The following is a 16,955-nucleotide window of genomic DNA, read 5'->3' as shown; positions in this document are numbered from 1 at the left end:
GAGAAAGTCCCTACGATGATGATGAATCAGATTTTTTCAGTCAGGGCCGGCAAAGGCCCTGAAAAATGGTCGTTATTGTAATACACCTGCTTCACGCAATGCAGATTTCACCACATCATGATATTGCGCAGACAGATTGACCAGTGGCAGACGCAGGCTGTGAGAGATCATTCCCATTTCAGCCAGCGCCCATTTCACAGGAACCGGATTTGGTTCAATGAACAGATTGGTGTGCAGATTAAAGACTTTATCGTTAATCGCACGTGCTGTTGCGATATCACCTTTCATCGATGCAACACATAATTCATGCATCGCTTTCGGTGCAACGTTCGCGGTAACAGAAATGTTACCTTTGCCGCCAACCAACATCAGCGCCATGGCTGTTGCGTCGTCACCGGAGTACACTGCAAAACCTTCAGGTACTCGACGAATCAGATCGATACCACGGGCAATATTGCCGGTTGCATCCTTAATACCAACGATGCCTGGTACTTTTGCCAAACGAACAATCGTATCGTTCGACAGATCAGCAACACTACGACCCGGCACGTTGTACAGAATGACAGGAATATCCACCGCTTCAGCGATGGCTTTGAAATGCTGATACATACCTTCCTGAGTAGGACGGTTGTAATAAGGCACAACTTGCAGGGAAGCGTCTGCTCCAGCTTCACGCGCAAAACGGGTCAGTGCAATTGCTTCCGCAGTGGAATTACCACCGGAACCGGCAATCACAGGCACACGTTTATTAACGTGCTCAACCGCAACGCGAATCAGTTCGCAATGCTCTTCAACGGAAACCGTCGGAGACTCACCGGTAGTACCGACGATCACGATACCGTCTGTACCTTGTTCAATATGCCAGTCGATCAGCTTGCGCAATCCAGGCAGATCCAGACTGCCATCTGCGTGCATCGGGGTCACAATTGCAACCAGGCTACCCTGAATATTTGTCATGTTCGTGCAATAAGAAAATAAAACACTGATTGTAACGGAAGCGCCTGTGCTCTGGTAACACTTCCCTCGAATTTAGTCTCCAGACAGCAAGACTTTCTGATCCCGCGCATTTTGTGATAAACCGCTGACGCGGCGCGCCACAATACGCTGAATCATAGCGGGTGCGGGCAACTTCACTTCACCGCACTCGTACGCCACAACTTCCATGCCGTTTTCGGCAGTGCAAACTGACAGTAATTCACCGTCATTCAGCAAAAACCTCGGGCTGGAAGGACGTCCGAAGCGGGCATTGCCCGCTGCAAACGTTTCATAAATCAATACACCACCCGGCGCCAGCGAATTCAGCAGATAAGGAAACAAAGGCCGGTGCAGATAGTTGCAAACCACAATACCGGCAAATTCTGCTTCCGGAAAACACCATGCCGCCTGATCTTCCGACGGTTCCAGATCAAACTGAACGGCCTGAAACTGTTCACAACCAATCGCCCGCACTGCGCTGATATCTTTATCCAGTGCGACCACCTGCCTGCCGGATGCTGCCAGAAAACGAGTGTGCCGTCCCTGCCCACACGCCAGATCCAGCACCTTACCATGCGGAATCTGACTGGCAAATCTTTCAACCCAGGTACTGATTTGCGCTACCACAGGAGGCTTAACCTAAAATCGCACGCAAAGGCGACAACAACAGATTCAGCACCACGCTTTGCATCACCATGACCGGAACCATCCAGTATTGCAGTAAATGCAGGATTGCCAGTCCCAGCACAATCAGAAAACCATACGGCTCCACTTTGGCGAACTGATATGCCTGCCGGGAGGGCAGCAGACTGAAAATCACCTGACCACCCGCCATTGGCAGAATCGGGATCAGATGGAATGCACACATCGCAATATTCGTCATCACACCGGCGGATGCCATCTGGACGAAAAAGCTCTCATTCACGTGCGTCGCACTCAGGACAATACCGAACAGCGCCCACAGCACTGCCATCGAAAAGTTCGCTGCCGGGCCGGACAAAGCAAGCCATTTCAGATTTTTTTTCGGGTCACGCATTTGCCCCGGATTCAGCGGCAAGCGTTTCGCATAGCCGAACAAAAATGCGCCACCGGTAGCCAGATACAACACCGCCGGGAAGATAATTGTACCGAGCGGATCGATATGGTTGATCGGGTTCAGCGTTAAGCGCCCTGCTGCTTCCGGTGTGGTGTCACCGAAATAACGTGCCACATAAGCACGTGCACCTTCATGCACGGTAATCGCAAAAATAACAGGCAGTGCGTAGACCAGTACGGTCTGAAAAAGCTCATTCATACATGCTTTCTGAATTCAGATTTCAAGGCAGGAAATAACAAAGGACTAACTCAGTCCTGATCATCAATCCCGAATACACGCGGATCGCCGCGTCCGCGCCGGACCAGTACAGGCGTGTCGGAGGTCATATCGATCACAGTGGTTGGCGTCATCGTACAGGCTTCACCGTCGATAACCAGTTCAATTTGCTTTTCAAGGGCGTCGCGGATGGCCTCAGCATCATTCAGCGGGTCATCGTGATCCGGCAGAATCAGCGTCGTGCCAAGTAAAGCCTGTCCCAGTTCTTCCAGTAAGGCATTCGCGATTTTATGTTCCGGCACACGCAAACCGATGGTTTTGCGCGAGGGATGACTGAGGCGGCGCGGCACTTCTTTGGTCGCTTCCAGAATCACGGTAAACGGCCCCGGCGTCGCCGCCTTCAGCACGCGGTACTGGCGATTATCGACTTTGGCGTAATTGGCGATTTCGGATAAATCGCGGCACAACAAAGTGAGATGATGCTTTTCATCCACGCCGCGAATGCGGCGCAGGCGGGTAACCGCATCTTTATCATCCAGATGGCAGACCAGCGCATAGCAAGAATCGGTCGGTAAAGCGACGATACCACCCTGATGAATAATCTGGGCAGCTTGCTTGATCAGTCTGGGTTGCGGGTTTTCCGGATGAATTTGAAAAAATTGGCTCATGCTGGTTCGCGACTAAGAGGCACCGTCAGAAAGGCGCCATTATTTCAGATATCGGTACGTAAAGGGAAAAAGCAAGCAGTCTGCGCCACAAATCTGCGCAGCCGCTTACAGCAATTGCTGCCAGCGATGCCAGACCGGCGTGGCGGATGGCTTCAGCGCAGGCAGAAAGCCGATGTCGACTTCGCAATCATCGGGCGAATGAAAATCGGAACCACGCGAACTGTCGAATTGCATGCGGCGCGCGATATTGTGAAACTCGGCATACTGATCCGGCGTATGGCTGCCGGTAACGGTTTCAATTGCGACGCCGCCGAGCTGCTTGAACTCTTCCATCAGTGCGGTTAACGCAACATCGCTCAAATCATAGCGGCCCGGATGCGCAATCACGGCAACGCCGCCCGCCTGCTGAATCCAGCCCAGTGCATCACTGAGCTTCGCCCAGCGATGCGCGACAAATCCCGGTTTACCATCTGCCAGATAATGCTGAAACACGTCTGAAACCGATTTACACACGCCTTTTTCCACCAGAAAACGGGCGAAATGCGAGCGTGAAATCAGATCAGGATTGCCGACATACTGCATTGCGCCTTCATATGCGCCGCGAATGCCGGCGGCTTTTTCAAGTTCAGCGGCGATATCGTGCGCACGGCGCTCACGGCCTGAACGGGTCTGGCGCAGACCTTCCTTCAAATCAGCATTGTTTTCATCAATACCAAGGCCAACGATATGCACGGTTTTACCGGCCCAGGTCACCGAAATTTCGACACCGGCAATAAATGGCATTTTCAGATCTGCGGCAGCAGCGCGCGCCTCCGCGATGCCGCTGACTTCATCATGATCGGTCAGCGCCCATAATTCGACACCATTACGTTTGGCGCGTTCTGCCAGCGCGGAGGGAGTTAAAACACCATCCGAGCGGGTCGAATGGCTGTGCAAATCTGCGTTCAGGGAAGACAACATGATGCCAGTCAGAAAAAGAAACAACAGCGGCTATTGTACTCCTGCACGGATACTTGCGCCGCTGCTGCTCTGCTGCACTTAAATCTTCATTTAAATCTTCATTTCAAAGCGCAGACTGAAGGTGGTAAAGGTGCGTGCCACGGTGTCATCTTCGCGGTAAATGCCACCGGTTGTGACCGTATTACTGCTGATCGCATCACGCGGGCTCAGGTTATTCGCGGATAAACGCAGCTGCATCGTCGGTGAAAACTTCCACAAGGCAAACACATCCAACTGACGCTTCACACCGGAATACAGCAGTTGCGTATTGCTGCTCTGGGTGTAATACGCGGGTGTCCAGTTGAAATTGCCGCCCAGTGTCAGCGGAATGCCACTGACGCGGTAGTCCAGCCCGAAGTTTGCTGTTTGTGATGGCTGCGAATCCAGACGGTTATTCGGCCCCTGAATGTCATCCACCGAAGACCAGTAGCGACTGTAATTGGCACGCACATCAATTGCCGGACCATCGGGGAAATATTCCTGCAGCGGGAATTTCGCATCCGCTTCGATGCCTTTGGTGACTGCATGACCGATATTCACCGGCGACGAGACCCAGCGCGGGCCAGTGGCTGTATCCGTCAGCACAGTACGGCGGCGTATCAGATCATCAATGCTGCGGATAAAGACGTTCACGCTCATCACACCCGCGCGGCTCAGATAATGCTCATACGCCAGATCCACACCGCGTGACAATTCCGGTTTCAGCGCCGGATTGCCGGTGCGGTCAGGACGGGTTGCGCTGTTCTGATTCGAAATGCTCGGAATCGCAATCAGATCATTCAGCGCAGGTGCACGGTAGGTCGAAGCAAAACTCAGACGTACCTGATCTTTGGTCTCAGGAATGCGCCAGACGCCGTGCAGCACCGGACTCCACACCTTGCTGGTGTTATCCACCACGCGGCCACTGCTGGTGCTGTGGGTTTTAATGCCTTCCCAGCGCAAACCGGCGTAAGCGCCCAACTGCGGCGTGATATCGAATTCATCCTGCACATACAAGGCCAGACGGCGCGTGCCTGCATCCAGGTTGTCACCGGAATCCGCGTATTGCGGTTTGCCGTTATCCAGCGACGTTCTGACCTGAGAACGCTGACTGCCTTCCAGTTCCCAGCCAGCGGCAATGGTGTGCGATTCACCGAAAGGCTGCAGCCATTTACCGCTGTTGTTAAGGCTTTTATCACGGGTGTTGTTAACATCCGTGATCAGATCCAGCAAATTCCCGGCGCGGTCAAACTGAAAACGCTGACTGTTGCTATCCATACGCGCCAGACCACCTCCGAAGCGCACCGTCAGCTTTGCGCCATCCGCAAAACGGTGCTGCCAGTTACCAAAACCGCGAATAAACCGGTTCTCAGCGCTGACGCTGGAGGTGGCAGTGGCAAATCCGGCTGGACCGAAATAATCCGGCGCACGGTAAATCTGATCTACCACCGAATCCACGCCGGATTCGCTGCGGCTCATCATCAGAAACGGTTGAAACATCAGCGTGTCGCCATTATCGAAACGATAGTTAAAGCGCGGACTCATATTGATGCTTTTCGTTTCACGATGCGTTACATCGCGCTGGCGCTGCACCAGCGTATCGACACCGGCCGTATTTTTTTCGTCCGAATCGGTCTGCACTTCATCATGCTGTTTATTGCGCGATACCGTGATATTCAGCGCATAGCTGAGATTCCCGATTTCACCCGGCACACTGACCGATACATTCGGCGCCAGCCTGCCCTGCTCGCTGGCCAGCGCCGCTTTGATTTCCGTGTTTTTCTGCTTGTATTCTTCACGCAAAACGATATTGATCGTACCGGCGATGGCCTGTGTGCTGAACTCCGCCACCGCGCCACGCACGATTTCGATGCGCTCGACCTGATCCGGCGACAGCGAATCCATCGAAAAACCGCGCGGTGCGCGTTCGCCGTTAATCAGAATCTGGGTGTAACCATTGCCCATGCCACGCATACGGATATCGCCGCCCCGCCCTGCGCGGCCACCGGTGGTTACACCCGGCAAGCGTTTCAGCACTTCGCCAATCGTGCTGTCGCCATTGCGATCCAGCTCTTCTCGTCCGAAAATCATTTTTGCGGCAGTCGACTGACGCCGCTCTTCCACATCGGTACGGCCGCCGGAAATCGTCACTTTCTGCACGCCGTCAGCAGGCTGACTATTTTTCCTCAACGCACGGGCTTTATCCGGCGTACGCGCTGGCGGTTTTTCAGCAGTTTTTTCCTGTGTTTTCTCAGACGTTTTTTCAGTTTGCTGCACTTCCTGCGCCAGCACCGTGGCCGGAAGCGCGCCGTAAGCAGCGGAAATTGCAATCATCAGCGGCAACATGCGCTGGTTTAATGGTGGATTCAACATGGGATTGGCTCAAAAATAAACAGTGGCTACCGGATGGTGTAGCAAACAGAGCAAGACTGGCGACGCATCAAGGATGCTGGCTGCCCGTATTGTAGGGAATCTGACCGCCGCATCCGCCTTTTGTGCCCCGGAGTTTTGTATAGAAATGAAACAAAAAATGCTTCAGCTGCTACTTATCTGCCGTTTTTGAGCCGTCTGCGAATCTGTGTACTGTGCAATGTTCGTCATTTCACATTTCCGGACAGCCGGACTTTCTGCCGACGACCGCCGGATTGCTGTGCCAGAATCCGCATTTTGGGTGTTTTGGAGGGATTTGGGGGCGGTTTTAGCTGCTTCGGGTTATGCCGTGTCGCATCACGCTGTCAGCTTAGAAAAGCTCTCTCCAGCCATCGCAACCTATATGGTGGTACAGCGTCACTCACACGATGCCAGCGCTTCTGCAATTTCCCGCCACAGTATCCGGAACTCACGATCAACCGAGGCTGACAGCGCCGCCGCATCGTCAAAGTCCGGTACAGCAAGCAGTACAACTTCAAAAACTGAATAGGCTGGCATGACTTCGGTATTCACCCACTTCGTTCCTCTGAGTTTTTTCCAGTACAGGCGTTGAATATCCTTCGTTTGCCCGAGTAGCCACAGCTCAAAGTTAGCGTTTTGATGATTCAGCACCAGTGCCAGCTTGAGCTTTTTGTTTTTCAGAAAATCGTTCTGCAGATAAAAATAAGTGAAATCGATATAGCCATGCAGAATATTCGCAACTGCAAATTCACCTTCGTACTTCTTTGAAAATTCCGTTCTGAGATTCTGCACAATGCCCACCAGGGCTTGATATGTCTGCTGAAGTTCGCCGCTGGCAAATGCGTTTTTGTATGCGGGTATGCGGGCGTTCAGGCTTTGGTTTGGCATTCTGAAGTCCTTTAAAAATGAGGTCAGCAACAAAACGATGCCGGGTTCTTTCATACGGCGATGGCAAAGAGTAACCCGAAAGCTGTAATTGGCGATTGTAAAAGCAATATGGGTATTGCATTTTGTGCATTACCTGTTTTTTGCCATAACCCGCACCGGAAAGTTAGGCAAATTGTGCGTTCAACATGCGCAGGCTATGCGGAAATCCGCATTCAGCCATTACGGACATCCGCAGTTTCCGCCGACGACCGGCAGATTGGTGTGCCGGAATCCGCATTTGGGGTGTTTTTGAGGGTTGGGAAGGCTTTGCGGACTATATTTTCCTGTGGGCAGGTTTGATTGTGCCGACTGGTCGCCGCACGGATGTTTTGCGCGACATCGATCTTAGTCTGCGCAGCAAAACAAAATGCCGCTCAGTGTTCAGGCTGAGCGGCATTTGTTTGTGCTGATTGCCGGAGCATGCCGGCGTTCAGGTTCAGTCCAGATTCGCGCGGTTCAGGTTCAGTGGCGAACGGATGGTGTCTTCTGTATCAGCGCGCGGTGCTTTGCGGGAGGCTTCCAGTTTGTCCAGATAACCTTCGGTGACATCGCCAGTGATGTAGTAGCCGTCGAAGCAGGAAGCTTCCACGCCTTTCAGGGATGGGTTCAGATCGAAAATCGATTTGCGCATCGCATCCACATCCTGATACACCAGCGCGTCAGCAGTGATTTCGCGGCAGACTTCTTCTTCAGTACGGCCGTAAGCGATCAGTTCGCCACGGGTTGGCATGTCGATACCGTAGACGTTAGGGAACTTCACCGGTGGCGCTGCGGACGCGAAAATCACGCGCTTCGCGCCGGATTCACGTGCCATCTGTACGATTTCGCGGCTGGTGGTACCGCGCACGATGGAATCATCGACCAGCAAGACGCTCTTGCCTTTGAACTCGGAGCCGATCGCATTCAGTTTCTGACGCACCGACTTTTTACGGGAGGCCTGACCAGGCATGATGAAGGTACGACCGATGTAACGGTTTTTAATGAAGCCTTCGCGGTAATCCAGATTCAGATTCATCGCCAGTTCCATCGCCGCAGGACGGGAAGAATCCGGAATCGGCATGACGACGTCGATGTCGCCTGCGCCGAATTGCGATTTCATTTTTTCTGCCAGATATTCGCCCATTTTCAGACGGGACAAATACACGGATACACCATCTATCACGGAATCCGGACGCGCCAGATACACGTATTCAAACGCGCAAGGATTCAGTACCGGATTCACTGCGCATTGTTTTGCAGTCAGGTTGCCGTCGATATCAATGAAAATCGCTTCGCCCGGCTGAACGTCGCGCATGAATCGGAAGCCCAGACCTTCGAGCGCAACAGATTCACTGGCCAGAATGTATTCGCGGCCTTTTTCATTGTCGTTGTAACCGATACACAGCGGACGAATACCGAACGGATCGCGGAATGCCAGCAAACCGTAACCGGCGATCTGCGCTACCACGGCATAGGAACCGCGTACACGCTGATGCACGACAGCAACGGCACGGAACAATGCTTCCGGATCCAGCGAGTAGCCGGAGGTTTCCTGCTGAATCTGATGCGCCAGTACGTTCAGCAGCACTTCAGAATCGGAATCTGTGTTCAGGTGGCGGCGGTCGCGTTTGAACAGTTCGGATTTCAGTTCCGGTGCATTGGTCAGATTACCGTTATGCGCCAGCACGATACCGAAAGGCGCATTCACGTAAAACGGCTGCGCTTCTTCTTCACTGAAGCTGCCAGCAGTCGGATAACGCACCTGACCAATACCCATATTGCCCGGCAGCGAGCGCATATTGCGGGTACGGAATACGTCTCTGACCAGACCATTTGCTTTGTACATAGCAAACTTATTGCCATAGCTGGTCGCGATACCAGCGGCATCCTGACCGCGGTGCTGCAGCAACAGCAGCGCGTCATAGATCAATTGATTAACCGGATTATTGGAAACTACACCTACGATGCCACACATGGTGGACTCCTAAAAAAGAAACAAATCAAAACTGTACATGGCTGGAAATCGATGGCGGCAGCCACGGCATGACCGTCTGTGCTGCGGCTTCAGCTAAGGGACTGAACATCGCGTTTTTCCAGAACGCTTGCTGCGGAAGCGACGTCATGCCGCACACCATGACGGCGGCAATCACAAATAAACAACCACGGGCAAATCCGAATAAGCCGCCCAGACCGCGATCTGCCAGCGATAAACCACTGGCTTTGATGACCGCATCGACGGCAAGAGACACCAGCGCCATTAACAGGCGCACGGCAATGAATAAGGCGACGAAAGCAACAATGAGGCGGACGATTTGTCCGGGAACGACCGAAGGAAGCAGCTGGGCCAGCGCATCGCTGTAGGCATTCGCGACGACAAAGGCGATTACCCAGCTGGTGAGAGAAAGGATTTCTTTGACCAATCCACGCATTAAACTGATGATGACGGAACACACCATAATCAGCAGAACGATGTAATCAAAGAGTGTCACAGCAATCCCCGCGTCAGTTAGGTATCACAGTGGCATTCAGACCCAGGCCGGACAATTTTGCCTTCACCCTGTCTGCTTCTTCCTGCGAGGAAAATGGTCCTACCCTCACACGGATTTTGTCGCCCTGACTGGTCGACACTTTCTGCGTATACGATGCAACGCCGGCACTGCGCAGTTTTGCCTGCAATTCATCGACTTTTTCCTGACTGGCGAGTGCCGCAACCTGCATCGTTACTTTACTGGCGGCCGGTTTGGCTGGCGCAGATTTACCTTCCAGAATTGCCATCGCGCGTGCTGTTTCATCATCACTCACGCGCTTTTGCGCAGCTTTTGTTTCATCCTTTTTTTCCGGATGATTATCCGGCTTGCGTTCGGCTTTTGCCGGATCCGCTTTCACGGCTTTTGCTTCCTGCTTTACTTCCGGCTTCGGTTCCGGTTTCGGCTCTGGCTTACGCTCGGGCTTGGGTTCTGTGCGGGTTTCCTGCCTGGTCTCTGGCTTACGCTCAGGTTTGGGCTCAGCCCTGGTCGCGGGTTCCGCAGATTTTGGCTTGTCGGCAATTACCGGCTTCACATCATTTTGTGCAACCAGCGTACTGGTTGCCGGTTTATTGTCAGCCAGCGGTGCTGTCGTTTTTTTCTCCGCCGACTTCAGCGGCGGTGCGGGTTCGATAATTTCTTCCGGCTCATCGGTTTCCGGCAAAGGACGCGCTTTTGACGGTGTTACCGGTTCCGCAACCAGTTCGGGGGCTTTGTCTTTGGATGGAATGCGTATCTGCACATCATCTGCAACCGGCTTTGGCTCTGTATCCAGCACCATCGGCAAAACAACTGCGGCCGCCAGCGCCAGTGCAGCAGCACCGATCAGGCGACGGCGCGCACGTTTTTTTTCCGGCAGCAGCGGATCGTCCTGCGTTCTGCTGCTGCGCCGCGCGGGCTGTTCACGGTCTTTCTTCCCGCGCTGACGGGTATCGATACTGTCGAGTTCTGCACGCGAGCGGAATTCGCCGCCATCTGATCGTTCAGACGCATTATCTTTATTTTTGAATCGCGAGAACAAACCCATTTGCTGAATTATCCGAATAAAAACTGCGAACAAAGCCGGTTGGCCGAATACCCTGCAGACGCTTAACGTGCGCGACGCGCACGCATCGCACCGGCAACGGTCAGGAATGAGCCAAAGACCACTATTCTATCATTTTCACCCGCTTTACTCACCGCCGCACGGTAAGCTTCTTCAGGCGAAGCGAAGCAGGACACGGTTTTTTCCGCTTCATTCAGTGCACCGCTGGCACGCAGTTTTTCTTCTAGCTGTTGCGCGGTGGCAGCACGTGGCAATGGCAGATCGGTCACCATCCAGTGATCCACTTTGCCGCCCATGTGTGCCAGCACACCTTCAATATCTTTATCCAGCATGGAACCAAACACTGCATAGGTGTATGGATGGAAGCCCATGTTATCCAGATTTTGCGCCAGCGCTGCTGCTGCATGCGGATTGTGCGCAACATCCAGAATCACCGACGGACGACCCGGCAATACCTGAAAACGACCAGGCAACTCCACCATCACCAGACCGGAACGCACTTCCTGCGCCCCCACTGGCAAGCGGTCTTTCAGCGATTCCAGCGCGGCCAGTGCTGCACTCGCGTTCAGCAACTGATTCGCACCGCGCAGGCTAGGGTAACCCAGCGAATTACGACGCTGGCTGCGGCCACCGTAATTCCATTGCTGCTTATCACCACCGTAGTTAAAGTCACGTCCGAACAGCCACAAATCTGCACCAGTTTTTTCTGCATGATCAATCAGCGATTGCGGTGGCGACGGATCGCTGCAGATCGCGACTTTACCCGGACGGAAAATACCGGCCTTTTCAAAGCCGATCAGTTCGCGGGTATCACCCAGATAGTCCACGTGATCAATATCGATGCTGGTCACAATCGACACATCTGCGTCCACTACATTCACGGCATCCAGACGTCCGCCGAGACCAACCTCAAGAATCGCAACATCCAGCTGCGCATCTGCGAGCAGGCGGCAAATCGCCAGCGTTGTAAATTCAAAATAGGTCAGTGAGGTTTCACCACGCGCGGCTTCGACTTTTTCAAAAGCATCCACCAGCTGCGCGTCGCTGCAATTTTCACCATTGATACGGGCACGCTCGTTGAAATCGAGGAAATGCGGCTTACTGTACAAGCCGACACGGTAACCGGCCTGCAACAAAATCGATTCCAGCATGGCGCAGGTCGAGCCTTTGCCATTGGTACCACCAACCAGGATGACAGGGCAATCGTATTTCAAACCCATACGGTCACGCACTGCGCTGACGCGCGCGAGACCCATATCAATTTCTTTCGGATGACGCTGTTCCAGCAGGGACAGCCATTCTTGTAGTGTACGCGACATAATCTTTACTTACGGATACGAAAAAAGCCCATGCAGAAACTGCACGGGCTTTCGGAATGATACGCTAAAAAATCAGGCAACCGCTTCGGCAGGCTGATTTTGCAGCAGCGCCAGCAGACGTGCCAGCTCTTCACGCATTTTGCGACGGTCAACAATCATATCGATCGCTCCTTTTTGCAACAGGAATTCTGAACGCTGGAAGCCTTCAGGCAATTTTTCACGAACAGTGTTTTCAATCACGCGCGGACCGGCAAAACCGATCAGCGCTTTCGGCTCACCGATCACCACATCGCCCATGAAAGCGAAGGACGCAGAAACGCCACCCATGGTCGGGTCTGTCAACACAGAGATAAATGGCAGTTTTTGTTCCGCCAGTTTGGTCAGCATGGAAGTGGTTTTCGCCATTTGCATCAGCGACAACAAACCTTCCTGCATCCGCGCACCACCGGTTGCGGTGAAGCAGATAAACGGCACTTTTTGTTCCAGCGCGGTTTGCGCACCGCGTACAAAACGTTCGCCAACAACGGAACCCATGGAACCGCCCATGAATTCAAATTCGAAGCAGGCTACGACGACAGGCACCGACATAATCGAACCGCCCATGACGATCAGCGCATCGGTTTCACCGGTGGTTTCCAGTGCGTCTTTCAGACGATCCGGATATTTTTTGCTGTCTTTGAATTTCAGGGAATCGACCGGCAGCACTTCCTGGCCGATTTCGTAACGACCGCCCGCATCCAGCAGAGCATCCATACGTTCACGCGCACGGATACGCATGTGGTGGCTGCATTTCGGGCAAACATGAATATTCGCTTCCAGATCCGAACGGTACAGTACGGATTCGCAAGACGGGCATTTCACCCACAGGCCTTCAGGAATCGATTTACGCGCACCGGATTCAGAACGCTGAATGCGTGGTGGTAACAGTTTTTCTAACCAGCTCATGTTTTCTCCTTTATGCAGCATAGCGCTGCCGGGGTGTTTCGCAGTGGTCAGGCGTCGAGTGCCTGCCGTATCCCCGAAACAAATGATTTTACCGCAGCTGCCGCGCCTTCGGGACCTGCTTCTTCCATCAGCTGGATGATACGGGAACCGATCACCACACCATCTGACACAGAAGCAATGGCTTTGGCTGTTTCCGCATCGCGGATACCAAAGCCGACACCGACCGGCACACTGACATGCTCACGGATACGCGGCATCATGTCTGCCACCGCACTCAGATCCAGATGACCCGAGCCGGTAACGCCTTTCAGAGAGACATAATAGACGTAACCGGATGCAAGTTGTCCTACTTGCGCAATTCTTTCCGCAGTGGAAGTCGGTGCCAGCAGGAAAATCGCATCCATCTCAGCTGCACGCAGGGCAGCAGCAAATTCGCTGCTTTCTTCCGGCGGATAATCGACGATCAGTACGCCGTCCACACCCGCTTCCGAAGCAGCAGAGATAAACGTTTCCACACCCATGCGTTCTACCGGATTGGCGTAGCCCATCAGTACCACAGGAGTGTTTCGATTGTTTACTCTAAATTCGCGGACGCATTGTAATACATCCCGCAGCCCAACTCCAAATTTCAACGCACGCTCTGATGCACGCTGGATCACCGGACCGTCTGCCATAGGATCAGAGAAAGGAACGCCAAGCTCGATAATATCGGCACCGCTTTCCACCAGCGTATGCATTAAAGGAACGGTCAGTTGTGGCGACGGGTCACCGGCAGTAATAAACGGGATCAGGGCTTTTTTACCCTGCGCTTGCAAATCGGATAAGGTTTTTTGAATTCTTGACATGATATTTTCCGGAAAGAGTCATGAACAACCGCCCTCACCTTCACGAGGTTCGGGCGGCTGACGGCATCAGAAGCGCAGACCTGCGCGTTCCGCTACGGTATGCATATCCTTATCGCCGCGCCCGGACAAATTAATCAGGATAATTTTATCTTTCGGCAGGGTTGCGGCGAGTTTCACACCATAAGCCAGTGCATGACTGGATTCCAGCGCCGGAATAATGCCTTCAATACGGCAGCAATCATGGAAAGCTTTCAGCGCTTCTTCATCGGTGATCGTCACATACTCTGCGCGACCAGTATCTTTTAACCAAGCATGCTCAGGCCCGACGCCAGGATAATCCAGACCGGCAGATACCGAATGGGTTTCAATGACTTGCCCGTTTTCATCCTGCAACAGATAAGTACGGTTACCGTGCAGCACGCCCGGCGAACCCAGCGTCAGCGAAGCGGAATGGCGACCGGTGTCAACGCCGTCGCCACCGGCTTCCACGCCGATTAAGCGGGTTTGTTTTTCATCGATATACGGATAAAAAATCCCCATCGCATTGGAGCCGCCGCCGACACAGGCAACCACCGCATCCGGCTGACGTCCGGTCAGCTCAGGCATTTGCCACAGGCATTCCTCACCGATCACGCTTTGGAAATCGCGCACCATCATCGGGTAAGGATGCGGTCCAGCGACTGTTCCGATAATGTAGAAAGTATTTTCAACATTGGTAACCCAGTCGCGCATCGCTTCGTTCAGTGCATCTTTCAGAGTTTTGGAACCGGATTCCACCGGCACCACGGTCGCACCGAGCAATTTCATGCGGTACACGTTCTGCGCCTGACGTTTTACGTCTTCCGAACCCATGTAAACCACGCATTCCAGACCAAAACGCGCGCAGATAGTCGCAGTTGCCACGCCATGCTGACCTGCACCGGTTTCCGCAATCACACGCGGCTTGCCCATGCGTTTTGCCAGCAAGGCCTGACCGATCACATTATTGATTTTGTGTGCGCCGGTATGATTCAGATCTTCACGCTTCAGGAAAATCTGCGCACCGCCCGCGATTTCAGACCAGCGCTGTGCGTGATACACCGGCGACGGGCGACCGACGAAGTATTTCAGTTCGCGACGGAATTCTTCCAGAAATTCCGGATCATGCTGATACTTTGCGTAAGCTTCTTTCAGCTCCGATATCGCGTGCGATAAGGTTTCAGATACAAAGGTGCCGCCGTAAGGGCCGAAATGGCCGCGTGAATCGGGAAACTGGTAAGTTGCAGCCTGAAACATGGCTGCCGGTGCGGCGGTACTGAATGCAGCAGATGCTGCACCTTCTGGGGAAAGTTCTTTCATGATAGTCCTGTCTGTCGTATGCGCTGACCGAGGCATCTGCCTCATGCAGTCGCAGTCTGATCGGCAATCCGCACCTGTTCGATAAAGGCGCGGACTTTCTCTTCGTCTTTCATTCCTTTGCTGCGCTCAACACCACTGCTGATGTCGACCGCAAACGGACGCAGTTGCTCAACAGCACCAGCGACATTTTGAACGCTCAAGCCACCACTCAAAACGACCCGAGGCGCGAGCTCTTTTGGAACGAGAGACCAATCGAATACCTTTCCACTGCCACCGTACCCTTCTACATGGGTATCCAGCAACAGACCATGACATAAACGGCTTTCCGAGTGAAAAGCCGAATCTGATTGTAGCAAATCCTCAGGGCTTGTGTCAGGCCTGACGCGAAATGCTTTCACAAACGGCAAACCGGCCGCAGCTGCCAGCGCAGCACACTGCGCCGGTGTTTCATCACCGTGAAACTGCAATAACTGCAGCTGTACCTGACGCACGACTTCCATCAATTCCTGCTCTGTCGGATTGACGAATAAACCGGTGACGGTGACAAACGGCGGTAAATGGGCAATCAGTTCTGCCGCCTGCGTCGCACTGACAAAGCGCGGGCTAGGTGGATAAAACACCAGTCCGATGGCGTCAGCACCTGCAGCGATCACCATATCCAGATTGGTTCTTTCGGTCAGCCCGCAAATTTTGATACGTGTGCGTTTCACATGAATTCCTTTTAATCCTAAAGCCGTCAGCACGGCATAATGCCATTGTTCTGCACGAAAAATAGTCTGTTCTCCGCTGATTCAGCGCAGAAAAGCACGCAGTTCTGAGATAATCACAGAAACTATATACGCTACCGATTATGAATCAGTCCGCCGCAACGTCACAGACGATCGATTTATTCGAATTATCCATCCGTACCGAGAATTTTGCGCAAGCGCACCACAGTTTGCTTGATGCCGCAAAACAAGGCAGCGGACGGCCGAAAGTGGTGGTAACGCCGAACGTTGATCATATTGTGCGGCTGGATGCGCAGGCAGAATTTAAGCAACTGTACAAAACTGCAGATTACATTTACGCCGATGGTATGCCGGTGGTCTGGGCCAGCCGCATGAGCAGTGCACGTTTGCCGGAACGCGTCACCGGCGCGGATTTATTTGTCAGCCTGTGCGAGAGCGCTGCCGCAGAAAAACTGCGCGTTTTCATTCTGGGCGGCATGCCTGGCCATGAAAATGAATTAAAGCAGGATTTCGCGCGTTTTTACCCTGGCCTGCAAATCACGCTGCTCTGCCCCTCCATGCAATTCAGTACGAATGGTGATGAAGCCAACGAAACAATCCGGCAAATCATCGCATTGCAACCGCATATCGTTTTTATCTGCCTTGGTATGCCAAAGCAAGAGCATTTCGCATTTCGCTTACGCAAAGAATTGCCCGAAGGCGTACACGCGCCGGTCGTGATGTGCGTCGGCGCAGCGATGGAATTTGCATTGAATAAGAAAAAACGCGCTCCGCTGTGGATGCAGAAAACCGGCTTTGAATGGTTGTGGCGCTTATTGTCGGAACCACGCCGCCTGTGGCAGCGCTACACGGTACAAGGCAGCAAATATGGCGGTATTTTATTGCGTGAACGTAAGCGCCAGCAGGCTTTGCGTCAGCAATAAGTTCCATCAAAACTCAAACGCAATAGTAAGTTTTTCGCTTTTTCAATATGTTTATTG

At 53.1% G+C, this 16,955-nt stretch carries 16 protein-coding genes; 1 reads left to right on the top strand and 15 read right to left on the bottom strand.

What is annotated here, in order from left to right; genetic code table 11:
• Window positions 1–72: 72 nt before the first annotated feature.
• The 15 genes from dapA to IE092_RS00365 form a co-directional block, all read right to left on the bottom strand.
• Window positions 73–957 carry a 4-hydroxy-tetrahydrodipicolinate synthase gene (gene dapA / locus IE092_RS00435; RefSeq protein ID WP_189355050.1) on the bottom strand — a complete coding sequence of 295 codons (885 nt, stop codon included), beginning with the start codon at window positions 955–957 and terminating at the stop codon, window positions 73–75.
• Window positions 958–1,029: 72 nt separating this feature from the next.
• Window positions 1,030–1,602 carry a class I SAM-dependent methyltransferase gene (locus tag IE092_RS00430; RefSeq protein WP_189355049.1) on the bottom strand — a complete coding sequence of 191 codons (573 nt, stop codon included), beginning with the start codon at window positions 1,600–1,602 and terminating at the stop codon, window positions 1,030–1,032.
• A 7-nt stretch (window positions 1,603–1,609) separates the two neighbouring features.
• The gene (locus IE092_RS00425; protein WP_189355048.1) at window positions 1,610–2,269 is read right to left on the bottom strand and encodes a site-2 protease family protein; all 660 of its coding nucleotides are present in this window, start codon (window positions 2,267–2,269) and stop codon (window positions 1,610–1,612) included.
• A 50-nt stretch (window positions 2,270–2,319) separates the two neighbouring features.
• Window positions 2,320–2,955 (bottom strand): L-threonylcarbamoyladenylate synthase, encoded by a 636-nt coding sequence (locus IE092_RS00420; protein ID WP_189355047.1) that lies wholly within the window; start codon window positions 2,953–2,955, stop codon window positions 2,320–2,322.
• Window positions 2,956–3,060: 105 nt separating this feature from the next.
• Window positions 3,061–3,915 (bottom strand): 3',5'-nucleoside bisphosphate phosphatase, encoded by an 855-nt coding sequence (locus tag IE092_RS00415; RefSeq protein WP_189355046.1) that lies wholly within the window; start codon window positions 3,913–3,915, stop codon window positions 3,061–3,063.
• Between the two features lie 90 nt (window positions 3,916–4,005).
• A complete protein-coding gene (locus tag IE092_RS00410; protein WP_229792952.1) occupies window positions 4,006–6,306 on the bottom strand; it encodes a TonB-dependent receptor plug domain-containing protein in 2,301 nt (766 codons plus the stop codon).
• 414 nt (window positions 6,307–6,720) lie between these two features.
• Window positions 6,721–7,212 (bottom strand): DUF7000 family protein, encoded by a 492-nt coding sequence (locus IE092_RS00405; RefSeq protein WP_189355045.1) that lies wholly within the window; start codon window positions 7,210–7,212, stop codon window positions 6,721–6,723.
• A gap of 475 nt (window positions 7,213–7,687) precedes the next feature.
• Complete coding sequence (purF, locus tag IE092_RS00400) at window positions 7,688–9,205, bottom strand: amidophosphoribosyltransferase (protein ID WP_189355044.1); 1,518 nt, start codon at window positions 9,203–9,205, stop codon at window positions 7,688–7,690.
• 25 nt (window positions 9,206–9,230) lie between these two features.
• Window positions 9,231–9,719 carry a CvpA family protein gene (locus IE092_RS00395; RefSeq protein ID WP_189355043.1) on the bottom strand — a complete coding sequence of 163 codons (489 nt, stop codon included), beginning with the start codon at window positions 9,717–9,719 and terminating at the stop codon, window positions 9,231–9,233.
• 13 nt (window positions 9,720–9,732) lie between these two features.
• The gene (locus IE092_RS00390) at window positions 9,733–10,782 is read right to left on the bottom strand and encodes an SPOR domain-containing protein (RefSeq protein ID WP_189355042.1); all 1,050 of its coding nucleotides are present in this window, start codon (window positions 10,780–10,782) and stop codon (window positions 9,733–9,735) included.
• Between the two features lie 62 nt (window positions 10,783–10,844).
• Window positions 10,845–12,119: a bifunctional tetrahydrofolate synthase/dihydrofolate synthase gene (gene folC, locus IE092_RS00385; protein ID WP_189355041.1), complete on the bottom strand. Its 1,275-nt coding sequence runs from the start codon at window positions 12,117–12,119 to the stop codon at window positions 10,845–10,847.
• 72 nt (window positions 12,120–12,191) lie between these two features.
• Window positions 12,192–13,064 carry an acetyl-CoA carboxylase, carboxyltransferase subunit beta gene (gene accD / locus IE092_RS00380; RefSeq protein WP_189355040.1) on the bottom strand — a complete coding sequence of 291 codons (873 nt, stop codon included), beginning with the start codon at window positions 13,062–13,064 and terminating at the stop codon, window positions 12,192–12,194.
• Window positions 13,065–13,111: 47 nt separating this feature from the next.
• Window positions 13,112–13,909, bottom strand: a complete 798-nt coding sequence (gene trpA / locus IE092_RS00375) for a tryptophan synthase subunit alpha (RefSeq protein ID WP_189355039.1) — start codon at window positions 13,907–13,909, stop codon at window positions 13,112–13,114.
• A 66-nt stretch (window positions 13,910–13,975) separates the two neighbouring features.
• A complete protein-coding gene (trpB, locus tag IE092_RS00370) occupies window positions 13,976–15,247 on the bottom strand; it encodes a tryptophan synthase subunit beta (protein ID WP_189355038.1) in 1,272 nt (423 codons plus the stop codon).
• A 41-nt stretch (window positions 15,248–15,288) separates the two neighbouring features.
• Complete coding sequence (locus IE092_RS00365; protein WP_189355037.1) at window positions 15,289–15,957, bottom strand: phosphoribosylanthranilate isomerase; 669 nt, start codon at window positions 15,955–15,957, stop codon at window positions 15,289–15,291.
• 140 nt (window positions 15,958–16,097) lie between these two features.
• On the opposite strand from IE092_RS00365, the gene IE092_RS00360 reads away from it, so the two are divergent.
• Complete coding sequence (locus IE092_RS00360; protein ID WP_189355036.1) at window positions 16,098–16,898, top strand: WecB/TagA/CpsF family glycosyltransferase; 801 nt, start codon at window positions 16,098–16,100, stop codon at window positions 16,896–16,898.
• Window positions 16,899–16,955 lie beyond the last annotated feature (57 nt).

It is taken from the genome of Cognatundibacterium squillarum, from assembly GCF_014652435.1.
Classification (GTDB): domain Bacteria; phylum Pseudomonadota; class Gammaproteobacteria; order Burkholderiales; family Burkholderiaceae_D; genus Undibacterium; species Undibacterium squillarum.
The sequence above is the reverse complement of the archived record's forward strand: the minus strand, read 5'-3'. Positions and strand labels throughout refer to the sequence as shown.